At 44.4% G+C, this 15308-nt stretch carries 11 protein-coding genes and 1 pseudogene; 5 read left to right on the forward strand and 7 right to left on the reverse strand.

The window, feature by feature from the left end; genetic code table 11:
- Positions 1 to 38: 38 nt before the first annotated feature.
- Positions 39 to 924 (reverse strand): annotated as a pseudogene (locus KW548_19850) (LysR family transcriptional regulator).
- Between the two features lie 116 nt (positions 925 to 1040).
- Here KW548_19850 and KW548_19855 point away from each other — a divergent pair.
- Positions 1041 to 1712, forward strand: a complete 672-nt coding sequence (locus tag KW548_19855) for a type 1 glutamine amidotransferase domain-containing protein (GenBank protein QXX09301.1) — start codon at positions 1041 to 1043, stop codon at positions 1710 to 1712.
- A 52-nt stretch (positions 1713 to 1764) separates the two neighbouring features.
- Here the strand turns inward: KW548_19855 and KW548_19860 are convergent, their stop codons facing one another.
- A complete protein-coding gene (locus KW548_19860; GenBank protein ID QXX09302.1) occupies positions 1765 to 2148 on the reverse strand; it encodes a helix-turn-helix transcriptional regulator in 384 nt (127 codons plus the stop codon).
- Between the two features lie 147 nt (positions 2149 to 2295).
- Here KW548_19860 and KW548_19865 point away from each other — a divergent pair, with 147 nt between their 5' ends.
- The gene (locus KW548_19865) at positions 2296 to 2838 is read left to right on the forward strand and encodes a nuclear transport factor 2 family protein (protein ID QXX09303.1); all 543 of its coding nucleotides are present in this window, start codon (positions 2296 to 2298) and stop codon (positions 2836 to 2838) included.
- A gap of 68 nt (positions 2839 to 2906) precedes the next feature.
- Here the strand turns inward: KW548_19865 and KW548_19870 are convergent, their stop codons facing one another.
- Positions 2907 to 3587, reverse strand: a complete 681-nt coding sequence (locus tag KW548_19870; protein ID QXX09304.1) for a DUF1826 domain-containing protein — start codon at positions 3585 to 3587, stop codon at positions 2907 to 2909.
- Positions 3588 to 4082: 495 nt separating this feature from the next.
- Here KW548_19870 and KW548_19875 point away from each other — a divergent pair, with 495 nt between their 5' ends.
- The 3 genes from KW548_19875 (at position 4083) to KW548_19885 (ending at position 7997) form a co-directional block, all read left to right on the forward strand.
- Positions 4083 to 5057, forward strand: coding sequence for a DUF1852 domain-containing protein (locus tag KW548_19875; GenBank protein ID QXX09305.1), 975 nt, complete (start codon positions 4083 to 4085; stop codon positions 5055 to 5057).
- A gap of 28 nt (positions 5058 to 5085) precedes the next feature.
- Positions 5086 to 6114 carry a methionine synthase gene (locus tag KW548_19880; GenBank protein QXX09306.1) on the forward strand — a complete coding sequence of 343 codons (1029 nt, stop codon included), beginning with the start codon at positions 5086 to 5088 and terminating at the stop codon, positions 6112 to 6114.
- Positions 6115 to 6470: 356 nt separating this feature from the next.
- Complete coding sequence (locus tag KW548_19885) at positions 6471 to 7997, forward strand: HAMP domain-containing protein (protein ID QXX09477.1); 1527 nt, start codon at positions 6471 to 6473, stop codon at positions 7995 to 7997.
- Positions 7998 to 8225: 228 nt separating this feature from the next.
- Here the strand turns inward: KW548_19885 and KW548_19890 are convergent, their stop codons facing one another.
- From KW548_19890 to KW548_19905, 4 genes are all read right to left on the reverse strand, one after another.
- On the reverse strand, positions 8226 to 10820 hold the full coding sequence (locus KW548_19890) for a chitodextrinase (protein ID QXX09307.1): 2595 nt from the start codon (positions 10818 to 10820) through the stop codon (positions 8226 to 8228).
- Between the two features lie 417 nt (positions 10821 to 11237).
- Positions 11238 to 11933 carry an MFS transporter gene (locus KW548_19895; GenBank protein ID QXX09308.1) on the reverse strand — a complete coding sequence of 232 codons (696 nt, stop codon included), beginning with the start codon at positions 11931 to 11933 and terminating at the stop codon, positions 11238 to 11240.
- Positions 11934 to 12393: 460 nt separating this feature from the next.
- Positions 12394 to 13734, reverse strand: coding sequence for a hypothetical protein (locus tag KW548_19900; protein ID QXX09309.1), 1341 nt, complete (start codon positions 13732 to 13734; stop codon positions 12394 to 12396).
- An 812-nt stretch (positions 13735 to 14546) separates the two neighbouring features.
- Positions 14547 to 15122: a hypothetical protein gene (locus KW548_19905; GenBank protein ID QXX09310.1), complete on the reverse strand. Its 576-nt coding sequence runs from the start codon at positions 15120 to 15122 to the stop codon at positions 14547 to 14549.
- Between the last annotated feature and the right edge of the window lie 186 nt (positions 15123 to 15308).

Raw genomic sequence — 15308 nt, forward strand, 5'->3', positions numbered from 1 at the left:
GGCTTTGGACAACACTTATTATTGGCCAACATAAGGCATTACTCTTGCCAATCGGCAAAATAACTGACCAAGTAGTCTATCGCCATTCTGGCTTTCAAGGGCAAAAATCGTCGATTCTGATACACAATCCAACTGCTTGTGCCTTTGCCCCAAAATGGCTCCAGCACTGGCATCAGTGTTCCATCTTCAAGCGCATGTTTAAAGCTGCTTTTAGGTAAGTAAGCGATACCAAGGCCGTGCTGACAAGCTTCTATCACCGCTGAGGCATTGTTGCTGCGCCATCGACCATGAACGCGAACTGCGCTCAAGGGTTGACCATCTTGTTCAAACAACCAGTGATCACTGTTAGCAATAATACAGCTATGTTTTTTTAACTGTTCAGGATGCGTCGGTAAACCAAATTGTTCAATATAGTCACGACTTGCAGCGGCCGCCATCGGTCTGTCTGCTAACTTTCTTGCGACTAACCCTGAATCATTGAGCCGACCATAGCGAATGGCAAAGTCGATGCCATCTTCAATAAAATTGACCATCCGAGTGTTGAAATCCAACTCAATTGTGAGCTCGGGATATTTTTTTGGCGAACGTCATCAAGACAGGTGCCACATAATCCTCGGCAAAGGCTCCAGCAGCGCTAACACGCAACGTCCCGCTGAGCTGGATGTGTTGTGATGAGAGTTGTTCGTTGGCATGTTGCAACCCATTGACCAGCTCTTTGCATTGGCGATAGTAAATTTGACCTGCGTCCGTCAATGATACCATGCGGGTCGATCGGGCAAGCAGCGCTACGCCCACCCGTTCTTCAAGCCTTGAAACTTGTCGACTAACGTGGCTAGTACTGCATCCCAACTGCTTTGCGGCAGATGAGAACCCCTGACTTTCCGCAACGGCAACAAATTCGTTAATCCCTTCAAAGCTATCCATACTCACCTTTGCTATATAGCAATAATGTTTTGCAAACAAAGCATATTATCACCCAAATAAAGTGCAATTAGTATTAAGGGGAACAAAAAATATGAATCAATCGGAAGGATAGACACATGAAAAAAGTACTTATACCCGTCACTAACCACGCCACACTGGGCACCACAGATCAAGCTAATGGTACTTACGCGCCAGAACTCACCCACGTAGTCAAGACACTCCTTACGGCTGGAATTGAGTACGATATCGCTTCAATCAAAGGCGGGAAAGCGCCTCTGTACGGTACGGATATCGAGGGTGACGCGGTGAATGACGAAGTCTTGAGCAATGACGATTTCTTGAACAAAATCAACAATACAATTCCAGTATCTCAGATCAATGGCTCAGACTATGATGCGATTTTCTACCCAGGCGGTTTTGGCTTATTATCCGATCTTGCCGTCAATAAAGACTTTGCAATTATCGCCGCTAAACATTATGAACAGGGTGGCGTTGTAGCAGCAGTATGTCATGGCCCTGCGGCCTTATTGCCAATAACGCTGAGCAATGGCGATAAACTATTGGCCTCTAAATCGGTCACCGGATTCACACGTGAAGAAGAAATCGATTTCGGCACCATTAACGACATCCCGTTTCTGCTAGAAGAGTCGCTTGCGCGAAGTGCAGCACAATTTAGCAAGGTTCAACCTTGGCAGGAATTTGTCATTGTCGACCAAAGAGTCATCACAGGCCAAAACCCAACCAGTGCCCACAGTGTAGGCCAAAAGTTGGTGGAAATTTTAGCTTAATCGATTTGGCATCAAGGCGTAGAATCCACAGCCTGCCTTGGTGCCAGCTCTTCTATGCGTTTTTCTCATCGTAAGCTTTGCGCGCACGCTCAATATCTTGCCGATGGTCATCAGCCCAACATACCAGTTGATAAAGAGGCTTCACTAGCTCCCGACCCATTTCTGTTAAGCCGTATTCTACTTTTACAGGTACTTCTGGATAGACCGTTCTGTTGACATAGCCTTCTCGCTCTAAATCTCTTAATGTTTGAGTCAGCATCCGTTGTGATATGCCTTCTATTCTAGATTTTAAAGCGTTGAACCTATCTTCCCCATCCACCAACGCAAACAAGATCAAAAGCGACCACTTGTCACCAATTTGCGAAACCACATTGCGCACAGCGCAATCTTCATTGTTATAAAAAACTCGTCTTTCCGGTTTAGCTTGTTCAGCCATGTGTACCCCTTATCAAACTCTAAGCGCGCATAGGTTACCAAAATGTGCCTAGCGAACATGAAAGTGCCTTCTTGTCATGTAGGTTACTATTAATTACTATGATGATCAATGTATACCTAAATAACAACTAGTACCTTGGAGAGAGCCATGCTAACACGAACCATATCCACCATTCTTTTGCTCTTAACGACCACGAGTTATGCGCAATCATCAAACAAATTGACGATTAACCTCCATGAGTTGCAGAAACCAAACTGGACTGAGCAGGAGCGAGCTAATGCCGAATTGATTACCGATTTTGTGCAGAATTTAATGAATGACCATAATTTTGATTATGTACTAGAGCACTACAATGATAGCGCCTACATACAACACAACCGTAATCTACCCGACAAAGTAACAGGCCTAGTGGGTTTCTTGCGTGATTTTGTTGAGGAATACCCTGATTATACCTACGACGTAAAACACATTTATGTCGATGGCGACTACGTCATTTTCCACTCACATGCCACGCTGGATAAGGAAGATAGAGGTAATGACGAGAAAGGTATGAATATCATCGACACTTGGCGACTCGAAGACGGCCGAATCGTTGAGCACTGGGACTCTATTCAGGCGCTTGATTTCTCAATGCGACTGTACTCATTGCTCAGTGGTGGCGATATTCAAAATGGCAATGGTGTGTTTTAATTCGGCCACCGGAATCGAGAACAGGGCGATGATCGCCCTGTTCTGTTTTGTGTCACTGGCCATCAAGGTTAACCGAAGTCCAATGTCATCAATAGTCTGGGTTGATCACTCTCAATCGACGGAGAGCGATGAACAAGCCCTGTTGCTTCGTTGCCTTCCCATCGCCCACCTTTCAGCAATGCTACATCTCCACAGCTAAGCTGCTGCACGTCAGATTCTTCTCTATATAAACCGGATGAACAGTCGGGTTGGCCGTTACTGCCATGACCTAACTTTGAACGATCCAAAACATGGTTTGGTAACCAGTCTGTAGCCACCCCATGATAAGTCGTTACCAAACGGCAAGGAACTTGATCAACATGAAAACGCGGACACATTGCACCGCCAAGTGTTGCAAGCCTCAGCCCGACTTGCTCAAGCTCAAATAAGCAGCAAAACATATCAACAAGCTGAACGATGTTTTCTAGCAGAGCTTGCGGTGCTTGACCGTCAGTAGCATAAACCAAATCGTCCATTGCGCTCTCAGGAGAGACTGTCAGCGACTTGCTCAATGAGGGGTTGGTGTCAACAAATTCACGAACCGATTCGATGAACGATGGTTCGAATTGACGCTGCCAAATCGCAATATTCACTTCGTCTTTATAGATATCGGCCAATACCGTCGGTTGTTTCCCTGAACTGAAACTGGGGGCGGTCACAACATCAAGCTCAGCACTATAGATTTTTTGTTCAGCCAAAGCCGCATTCATTGCATAACCTCCTATATTAAAAAGCATGATTTGCCAGCTTCATACTTCATTCATGGTGACAACCTACCTGTTTGAGCGATGACCACGAATGACAGACAAAATCACAATGGAAACGTTATAACATAACAAAATAACTTATCAACTCTTACGTCAAACTAGCGGTAAATCACCTATTCGGAAATTCGCTAATCGGGTGCACTTGTTTTTACCTCTTTACTCGCTCTCCTCTATGGCATGACAACGAGTCACAGACGCGTTGAGCGATGCTTTCTGCTGTCCCGACCGTACTTAAGCTAACTTGCTCATGAAAATCTCTCATGTTCAATGTGAAGCAATACCATTGTTATTCAAGTGCAGAACAACGTTATAAAGGACTCTAATCTTATATCTAGACAGAATTTAGAGACAACAAATGACTGACTAGAAACGTAAACAAATACAAGAAGTAAGCCATCACTTCAGCGTTCATCTAAGGAAATAGGATAACCGATCACCATGACTACAGACTTCAAATTTACTATCAAGAGCCTTAGCCTTGATGAAAACTATCGTCCTTCAGACAACACGCGCATTACAACAAACTTCGCCAACTTGGCGAGGGGAGAAAGTCGCCAAGAGAACCTACGCAATGCGCTTAAGATGATTGACAATAACTTTAATGCCCTTGCTCACTGGGATAACCCTAATGGCGATCGTTACTCTGTTGAACTGGAAATCGTTTCTGTCGACATGGATATTGCAGCCGATGGCGAGCGCTTCCCTTCTATTGAAGTACTCAAAACCTATATTGTCGATCATAAAACCAATGAACGTATCGAAGGCATTGTAGGCAATAACTTTTCTTCCTACGTTCGCGATTATGACTTTAGTGTGCTCTTGCTTGATCATAATAAAGGTAAGTCGCAATTCAGCGTCCCTGATAACTTTGGCGAGCTGCATGGCAAACTGTTCAAACATTTCGTCAATTCAGAGACATACAAACAAAACTTCACAAAGCTTCCTGTTATCTGCTTGAGTGTGTCAGACAATAAAACCTACCATAGAACTGACAATCAGCACCCTATATTAGGCTACGAATATCAACCGAATGAGTCGTCTCTGACAGAGCAATATTTCCAAAAAATGGGGCTAAAAGTTCGTTACTTTATGCCACCAAACAGTGTCGCTCCGTTCGCCTTTTATTTCTTTGGCGATCTACTGAACGATTACACCAATCTGGAGTTGATCAGTACCATCAGCACAATGGAAACATTCCAGAAAATCTATCGTCCTGAAATTTACAACGCAAACGCGGCGGCAGGTAAGTCTTATCAGCCAAGCTTAAACAACCGTGATCACTCTTTAACGCAGATTGTTTATGACCGCGAAGAGCGCAGCAGGTTGGCGGTTGAACAAGGAAAATTTGCTCAAGAACATTTCATTAAGCCATACCAGACCGTGCTTGAACAATGGTCTGCGCAATACGCTTAACAACTGACAGAGGGATGAAAGGCTGACTATGAAAACACTATTACCAACTTCAACCGCTGGCAGTTTACCTAAGCCTTCTTGGTTAGCAGAACCAGAAACACTCTGGTCTCCTTGGAAACTGCAAGGTGATGAACTTACCCATGGCAAACAGGATGCACTGCGTTTGTCGTTGCAAGAACAACAACATGCGGGTGTCGATATTGTCAGTGATGGCGAACAAACCCGCCAACACTTTGTGACCACTTTCATTGAGCACTTAAACGGTGTTGATTTTGAACATCGTAAAACCGTGAGGATTCGTAATCGCTACGACGCAAGTGTTCCGACAATTGTTGGTCCCGTTAGCCGTCAAAAACCCGTTTTTGTCGAAGACGCCAAGTTCTTGCGCCAGCAAACCGATCAGCCCATCAAATGGGCACTGCCCGGCCCGATGACCATGATTGATACGCTGTACGATGATCATTATAAAAGTCGTGAGGAACTGGCTTGGGAATTTGCCAAAATACTCAATCAAGAGGCCAAAGAACTGGAAGCTGCAGGTGTAGACATCATCCAGTTTGATGAACCCGCGTTCAATGTGTTCTTTGAAGACGTCAATAATTGGGGTATCGCATGCTTGGAGCGCGCAATTGAAGGGCTGAAATGCGAAACAGCCGTACATATCTGCTACGGCTATGGAATAAAAGCCAATACCGACTGGAAAAAGACGCTCGGCAATGAATGGAGACAATACGAAGAAATCTTCCCGAAACTACAACAGTCTAATATTGATATTATTTCACTGGAATGCCATAACTCACGCGTGCCCATCGAGTTGCTAGCACTGATTCGAGGCAAAAAGGTGATGGTTGGCGCCATTGACGTGGCAACTGAGAGTATTGAAACGCCTGAACAAGTAGCGCAAACACTGCGAGAGGCACTCAAATACGTCGATGCCGATAAACTTTACCCATGTACGAACTGCGGTATGGCACCACTCCCGCGAGACGTCGCACGCCACAAGCTGAATGCACTCAGTGCCGGTGCTGAACTGGTGCGAAAAGAACTGTCCGTTTAGCCAATTCACTATCTCAAGCTGCCTGCAAAGGTGAGGCAGCTTGGACTTTCGCTCCATTACGCCCCAAGTTTTCCAATCAAATACTGGCTATCTATCTCCGCTCCACTGTTTGAGCGTTCGTTACCAATACCCACCTTTACCGACCGCTTGTGGCACTTTTTCGCCAAAAGTGTGATCCTCAATTAGAGTTTTAGATCTAACAACTAAAGTTATTGAAATTTATGCAAACATACTCGATATAAGAGTTGTTGCTTATCATTGAGCTTTCCTTGTATCAAGCATCAGCAAAAACCAATAATAAGATTTGCATAGAGACGTTCAGAATGAAGAAAGTAATCCTCCTCGCAGTATGTGTCATGTTTGGCATTGCGGTGGCCGCCAGTATGATCTCAACTTACCTTATCTCCAGTCAGAAAATTGATGAGATCATCCTCCATAAATCACAAGTGCAAGCGGAATTCTTGGCAAGCAATGCTGGGTACATCCTCGAAAACTCACAACATCCGTTAAAAGACCTGCAATCTTTAGTCAGCAAGCTAAAACAACGATCTGATGTCAGCTACGCAATTGTCATTGATAGTAATGTGACAGCGGTTGCTCACAGTGATAAACAAAAGCTCAACAAAACCTATGAGGACAGCTATACCGTCGCTGGCGCGACAAGAGGTGTTCAGCAATATTCAAAGTGGTATGCAGATGTTCAGCAAGTGTGGGTCTATGACATCATGGCGCCGATCTATGTAAACGGCCAACTCTATGGCACCTTCGACATCGGTATTCCCATCACTGAAGTCAGCCAAGCAACCAATGGCATTGTTACTTATCAGCTCTCTTCTATGGTGGCGATCTTCGTGCTTTGTGTCGTCGTGCTGTTCTTCTTGTTAGGTAAGCTAATGAAACCTCTCTCGGTACTTAAGAACGCATTACACAATATCTCCCAAGGCAACGGTGATCTCACGGTTCGACTACCCACTAAGGGAAATGACGAAGTCGCTCAGATCTCTTCGGCGTTCAACGTCTTTGTGAGCAAAGTCCACGAAATCATTTCACAAGTGGTAAAAACAGGTGCAGAGCTCAACAACGCCGCCATTGCCCTTCGTCAGCAATCTCAACAAGCCCTAACAAGAGGCCATGAACAAAATGAGCAAGCGATGCTGGTCGTCACCTCAATGAATGAGATGATTGCTACAGTCAATGAAATTGCGTCAAGTGCGGCTGGCGCAGCGAACGCCGCCAGCACAGCAACCAGTGAAGCTCAAGGTGGACAGAAGACGATCGAAAAAACGACCACGGCAATTAATGATCTTGAAACCGAGATGAATAGCACGTCGAACATCATCACAAACCTCGCGGACAATACCCAGTCAATCGGTACCATTCTCGACGTCATTCGAGGTATATCAGAGCAAACTAACTTACTGGCACTGAACGCCGCCATTGAAGCTGCACGCGCAGGCGAAGCGGGGCGTGGCTTTGCGGTCGTCGCTGATGAGGTACGCAACCTAGCGACTAAAACGGCACAGTCTACGGATGAAATTGACGCCATGATTAACCAGTTGCAAACCGAGGCGCAAAATGCCGTGGCGTCAATGAACAATAGTAAAACACTGATTCAGGAAGGCACATCTGAAACTCAAGTGGCAAGACAAGCGCTGGAAGACATTGCCACACAGATCGTCACGATTCTGGATATCAATACTCAGGTCGCAACCGCAACTGAGCAGCAATCCACAGTCGCCAATGAAATCAACCTAAACATGGATACGGTGAGTCACTCTGTGAAACATGGTCTTAATGCTAGCGAACAGTTAGAGCATTCAAGCCAGAAACTTGCCGAGCTATCACAAGTTCTCGATCGACATGTTGGGTCATTTAAGATTTAACTCTGTGTTTCCAGATTTGCGCTGTTAGCCGAGTAAATTCAATCAAAGCCAGTCACTTTTGCGACTGGCTTTTTAGTTGATAGAAGCGTCCCCAGCTTGCCATTCATTGAGCCATTTCGAATATGGCATCATTATCGAACGCCCAAGCCAAGGCTAATAAAAAAGCTCCCATGGTTCGGGAGCCTTTCGGTTAGGATCTCGGTGGAGTAAGACGACTCCTCCCCTTTGCTATTGAGGATTCAGACCCAGTGTTTTGAGAACAAGTTTGAAGTTATCTTGACGCTCTTTGATTGCGTGTACTTCACCGCTGACTGGACAGGTATGGTCTGGACAACCTCGGTTCACAATGCCAGATACCGCATCAATAAACTGTGTACCTTGCAAACCACCATCCACGTATTTTTTCAGTTCAGTATGGTAATTCCAGTCTGCGTATGGCCCACCGACGTCATTGTACGCTTGTACTGATGTAACCCAGTAAAACAAACCTGCGATCCATTTGATCTCACGGTTTTCTTCAGAGCTACAAATCAGTCCTGGGTTAGAACAGAAATCAAGATCGGCATACAGAGGATTTGCCGGTGGCGCTTCAACCGTCACACCATTAACTGTGGTGCCAATAGTCTCTGGGTCAACATGTGAGCGGCCCATAAAGTGGTTTAAGGTACCAAAGTTCTGGCGACCTGTGGTTTGAATAACACCACGTCCCCACCAACCACAGCCTTGTACTGTACCGTTGGTATCTGAACCATCCCAGATAAACTTACCCGCTTTTTGTTCAGCATAGACTTTACATTCATCACGTTCCCAAACTTGCTTAGACGTATCGACAACACTCGGTACTTCATTACAGTGCCCATTGTTTGTCCAGCGACCAACATTGCCATTGACGAGCAACCCTTGCTCTTTCAATACTGAATCTGGAGCAGCAAAGATAGGCGCTGGCGCACCATACCATTTCGCATTGGTTAACGCGCTCACTTCCATCTTCGGATCACGAGGGCATGAGTATGGGTGGTCTTGGCCTGTGACTGGATCCATACCATAATCAGCGTACTTCTGACCTAGCTGACCACAACTTGCTGTCATTGGATAGTCTACTGGCGCACCATAGCGAACTTCAGACCAGTTATTTTCATCACAAGCATTGTAACGAATAGTCTCTTGCATACTTTGCGATAAGAAGGCAGCGATAGCCACTTTCGCATAAAGAGTGTTGGTCGCATCATCCGCTGTATCGTCCAACAGCCAGAAGGTATTACCCGCAACACCTACATTATGCATTGAGTTGAGACCGGCAAGGAAATCTGCCCATTTATACACTGTGGATGGGATCCATTGCGATTGAGGGGTTTCAAACAGGAAGGCTTGGTTATTCATTGCCGTTTCTGCGTTTGCCAACTCGTTGTTGAGTGATTCGATACGCGTTAACGGCCCACTGGTCACACTTTCACCGACATAGTAGAGCGGCACAGTCGCCTGCTGATAACGGGTAATCTTAGCGCTTAGGTCGGCAGTGTCAGTATCAAAATTGATGGCAAAAATATTGCTGTGTGCCGCTTTACGAATATGGCGTTCTCCAGATGTATTGCCTAAGAAGTAAGACGCAGTTTGTGCAGTAGGAAGAGACGTCAACATAGCCGGAGTTTTAAGGTAATCCGTCACCTGTTTCACATATTCTAGTGCGTAGTGCCACTGATTGTCGCTCAATGCAGGCGAAGCGCTCGACTTAGTAAAGGCGACGAAGTCTGCTTTGGTTAATGAATCGGCTTTGTACAGCTCAAATGCAGACAGCAGATCCGACGTAGCGCCCGAAGCAGCATTCCAAACGGCTCTCCGGCCCGAGTGAGTGTCGTAAGCAAAGTCACCGATACTCAGTGTCCAGCCAAACGTCGCTTGAGGAGCAAGTGTCGAAATAACCAGGTTATAGGCTTGAGCCCAACCGCTTACATCGTCAGTCAGTGCATTGATATCATTGATATCGATCTGGCTGCCCGTCGCATCCACAGCAGCGGTTAGCGCCTGCTTAACAGCGACAACACCTAGAGATTGGCCTTTATCTGCCGTCGCAACATCCAGAACATCACTGTTAATAATGACCGATGAAGAACCAGCAGTTTCGACCGTTTGAATTAGAGACACGAACGCATTCGTTAACTGCGTGGCATCAGACAGGTTGGTGCTGCTGATGGTGTCAACGACTAACGTAGAGGGCGCATTAAATGTGGCAGGGCTGGTGACCACAAAATGGCTTGGCCAACCGTTGACTTCCAGTCTTACCGGATCCATAGGGTTTGGTAAGGAAAGCAATGGGGCAGTACCCGGAGGAGTACTATCGCAGTTTAGATGATGAGCCCAGCTACCGTCACTACCCGGAACGGACGACGTCCACCAATTCGCTTTATAAGCAATATTGTCTTTTACCATGATATCGCCACCCTTGGCGTGGTCACCTTGGGTCCAGTTTGGATACTCATTGAACTCAAGACACAAGTCGTCAACCGGCCCCGGTGTGGGCGCTGGGTCAGGCGTTGGAGCAGGATCTGGAGTGGGGTCTGGATCAGGCGTTGGATTAGGGTCTGGGGTTGGCTCAGGAGTGGTATCGCTAATCAGCTTCCAAGGTGAGTCCCATTCATTGGGATACTCACCCGTTGGACTCTGGCCCGCACCCGCCCACCATTTGGCTTCATAGGTTTTTCCATCAACCGTGACTTGTGACCCGCCAGCATAAGATTTGCTCGAGTCATAAGGCTCTGCCGCAAATAAGTGGCCGCTTAACACCATACACGCCAACGAGGTCGCTATCTTACTCATCTTAAACATAATTCTACCTTTCAGTTAATTATCTTGTTGTCTTATTTCATGTTGTAGTAGGGAAAGACATTTACACTGCCGAATAAATAATCATCTGAAAATAAGTTAGCATCTCTGGCCTGATAGATCTGACAAAAAGGTAGGAATAATATCAATATGCGGCAAATATCACGCCTTTACAGTGAGAAAACATTCAGTTAGTTAATGGAATAAAATAACTTTCAGAGGAAGACTCAATCAAGTAAAAGCGCTATCACAACAGAGTCTGTAGACAAACAAACTGATAAAAGAATGGCGTAAAGAAAAGTGTAAATTTCTGATATGGAAGTGATTTTTAAAAGATTTGGCACTTATCGGGCGATTAATAAGCGTTGGTATGATAGAAAAAGCCTGACTTTTTCTCGAGTCAGGCTATGCCCTTGGCGGTTATTTTGTGTGGAATATCTGCTCAGTTTCAAGCGAGGTCATGGCTCTGATTTGACGCCAGAGGTAATAGAAAATACCAAACATCATCAACATACTTGGAATTGCGATGATCGGATAGCTGTATAGCGTTAGCTTACCTAACTCTTCATTGAATTCTGGTGTTCCCGCTGGGCTTGTCACAATCCAAGTGGCTAAAAAGTAGTTCATTACCGAAGAGAACGCGAACGTGCTGGCAAAAAGATAATTAGATGACATCAAACAACGTTCAAACGCTTCCTTCTTGCCACTTTGTTCTAAACGCTCAGTGATCAACGCCAGATTCAATACCGTGTCGTTCAAAATCATCTTCTGCATAAACGGATAGCGTGTGAACGTAGAGCCCAATACCGCTAAACCAATCAGGCCAGGAATCAATGCTTCTTTCAACGCTAGCCAGCGCGTATCTAACTCTAGTAACCCAATCCCACCCGTTAGTAGCACACTGACAAATCCGAGTGCAGAGATAAAATTAAATTTTTTGTTGCGGATCAGATCCATACAACCGTAAACAATGGGAAATAGCAAAGCGACCACTAAGGCCGTGGCTGTGCCTAAATGCTCATCACCACTGAACTTCATTAAGATGAATGAAGGGATAAATACATTGAAAAGGATCTCGAATAGGGGGTTCGACTTTTTTGCCGTCGTGTTACTCATAATTTCCTACTGACTCTATAAAATCGGCTGTTATACAATTTCGAGAGGCAGTGTTCATTGCTTAGAACAAGATGTAAAGGGTTAAAGTACCAAGTTGTGTAACGACTTATTAAATAAATCGTTCCGGCAATCATTGAAGCAGGGAAGCTAACCCTGATTGGCTTGGGTGACACATTCGGAATTGAGCCAACCATAATCCAGTTGAAGATAAAACGGCTGACTTAATAGCATGTTTGTATTTATTAATTTTCATTTAACATCAAATGGAATCAATAATTAATGGTTAATTTACTAACCCACCAGCCAAGTTGCGCTTAGGCTAGGTGAGTGAAGTGGATTCTTTGCTCACTCCGGCGTCTCGAATATTGCTAGGTTTTCACTTCACTATCCAACACACTTAACGTTCCTAGCTAAACTTCACTTCAATGTGTTTTGGGGGTGACGTCGTCCCCCCAACTTTTTAAGGTTCAGACACGCAGGTAGGGTATGTCTTTATTTTTGGTAACAAGCTTACACTATCTGTTGACGACATAATCATACTGAAGTAATGAAGGCCACCTCTTGCATCACCTCTCTGATGTGGCAACCCTGAAGAATAATAACCACTAATTGGCCAGTCATAGGTAGTTCCTATCGACATATTGGATAGTTCAGTTAGTTCATTTAATGTCGCTTTTCGCCAGTTACCTCTACCATTAAACTTAATAGCCGATAAATCTGCGCAGTAGCGTTCATGCTGACCGAATTGACCTTCATCTACTGGCTTTCCAGCATCCTTAACGCTCTGGTCGTAACCATCGTTTCTCATTTGAACAAACTGGTTAGTACCACTGCCACCGTCAGCAGTAAGGCCTGAATGTGTGTATCCCGAGTTATACATTTTATTGTCAAACGAATACCACATGTAACTCATTACCTGCGGTCTAGGGGGCTCAGTAAACCATTTACCTTTAGCATCGCCAGAGTTTCCAACGATAATATGCAAACACTCTTCTGTGCGGTGAGCTTTGTCGGCATTGCCTTCCACGCCGCAAGTTTCCAGTTTTCTCGGTGTTTCAAGCGCCACTTCGTGAGATAACAGACCGTTGTACTCTGCTTGCACACTGAATTGACCGACCGCTCCAGCAACCAATCTGCCTTCAGGGCTTAGTGTGTAACATGTCTCTCCACCACAATTTTCATCGACCGCTGTCCAAGTGACTTCAGTGGTCACCTCTTGCAAATTGAGTTCGTCATCTATGGTATAAACCGCTAATTGAAACTGACGACCCGATAGTTCCTGATTTTTTCTTTGTATATGCGGAGCTGAATTCGCGGCAGGGTCTGGTCGAATAAACTCTATGTAGAGTTTAGAGGTATCCGCCGGCGTATCATCTATAGGATCCCCGTTACCAGAGTCACCTTCGCCGCCATTGGCGTTATCGCCATCACCGGAGCCACCTTCACCACCGTTGGCGTTATCACCATCACCAGAACTATCTTCACTGTTGCTGGCGTCATCTTCACCACTACCAGAACCAGCTTCCCCACCATTATTTTCATTGGATGAATTGCTCTCTTCTACTGCGGCAGTACCCTCTTCTGTTTCTTGGTTTGTATCACCCTGATTATTGTTATCGGTCGTACTCGCTGACGTATCTTTGGCTTCTTCAGTAGTATTCCCGGCATCTAGCTGTGCACTATCATCACTGCCATCACTGCAACCAGAAAGCATCACGCTTAAGCCACATACCAATAAAATAGAACGGAGTACCAGTATGCCTTTGTTTTTAATTACTATTTTAGGGTTAATAATGCTCATAATTTAATTCTCACCTGTAGCCTGACATATGCACTTGTTCAAAAAGCTGAGCAAGCTAGGTGAGAATATTTAGACGGAGCGCAAGGGGCGATTAATTGATCTTAATTTATAAACTAAAACCATTAAAATCATGCACTTAAATAATAATATATTATTAATAATGTTATAATTGATACGTTAAAAGGATCTTAGAAAGGCAAACCATATTGAGTGATGGCTGCTTGTTGAGTTAGGGTCGCTACGCGATCTTGTTGTACCCCAAACATACTTGGTGAGCATAGATGATCAAATCAGCAAACAGAGCGTCGTGGTCAGAACACTTTACCGCTCGTTGTCATCATAGCTTTACCAACCTTTATAGACGGCAAGTTGAGGCTGCGATACGCAGAAGTCACCAACAAACGCCAAGGGCTGCGCGCCAGTAACTCTCTTTTCCAAACAGAGAAGGGATAACGTCAAACATGCTGCGATGTTCAGGTTTATTGTACACTCAGTTGATGCTGTCAAGATATTCAATGGCATTTGCTAGCGCTGCTTATACAAGCATGCTTCTCGACAAGACAAATTCGCTGATGGTTATTTGGCGAAATCACATAAGCTTTCACTACAAATCGGCAATATAAAATGTGTTACTCAACGATTATATAAACCAGAATAATGAATTTTTATCCTTAAGGTGAGAATAAATAGTTCATATGCTGTTCAAGATTATTGAAAGGTAAGGTATAGAAAAAATCCACAATGGAAATAGAGAAATGAAAAAGTCGAGTCAAAAATAACTCGACTGTATTTTATCGAAAGTTGTTTAGGCGTTAATACTCTAACTCGATATGATTAAGTTGTATTTCACCTTGATCCCAGGTTGTTCTACAAGTTACTTTTAACGAAGTCGAACGACGATATTCATTGTCAATAAATCGGGAGAAGTCTACGAAGCCACCATTACTTTTAAGGCCCGTCCATGCAAAGCCGCCAGGCATTGCATAGTCAAATATTTTCCAACCCGTACCGTCTGAAATTCGGCGTAGTGTTGAAAACTCACAACCGCCAGGACGACCAGCCTTCATACCCGTTAGGTAGGCATGCATATTGACTTTAACATTCCCCATATCATCATTTAAAGGGATATTACACACAAATTGACGCTCTGTTCTGCCAAAAGATGGAGCAAACATAAACCGACCATCCGCAACTCCAACTTTTTCGAGCGTCAAAGTTTTCATTGCTTGTTCAAAGTTACCCTCTTTGGCTAAATGCTTTTCAAATGCTGAATTCTTTTTCACAACATCTTCATGACATACGCTTGCTGCAGGGTATGTCTCAACCTTAGCGAAAACGTTAGTAGAAAATAAAGTGACCAACGCTGAAACTGCAATAACATTTTTCAAAATTTTACTCCTTTATAATTCCCTATTCATTCTGCATATTTAATTTTAAATATTAAACCATAAATCTGGTAAATAAGATGATAACGACAAAAAACACATTAATAAAAGATATTAATATCAATTAACCTGCTCGATTTTTAATTAAAGATGATACATATCAAGAAACCTTAGCCATATGGCTAAAAC

Origin of the sequence: Vibrio neptunius (assembly GCA_019339365.1) — a bacterium.
Taxonomy (GTDB): Bacteria; Pseudomonadota; Gammaproteobacteria; order Enterobacterales; family Vibrionaceae; genus Vibrio; species Vibrio neptunius.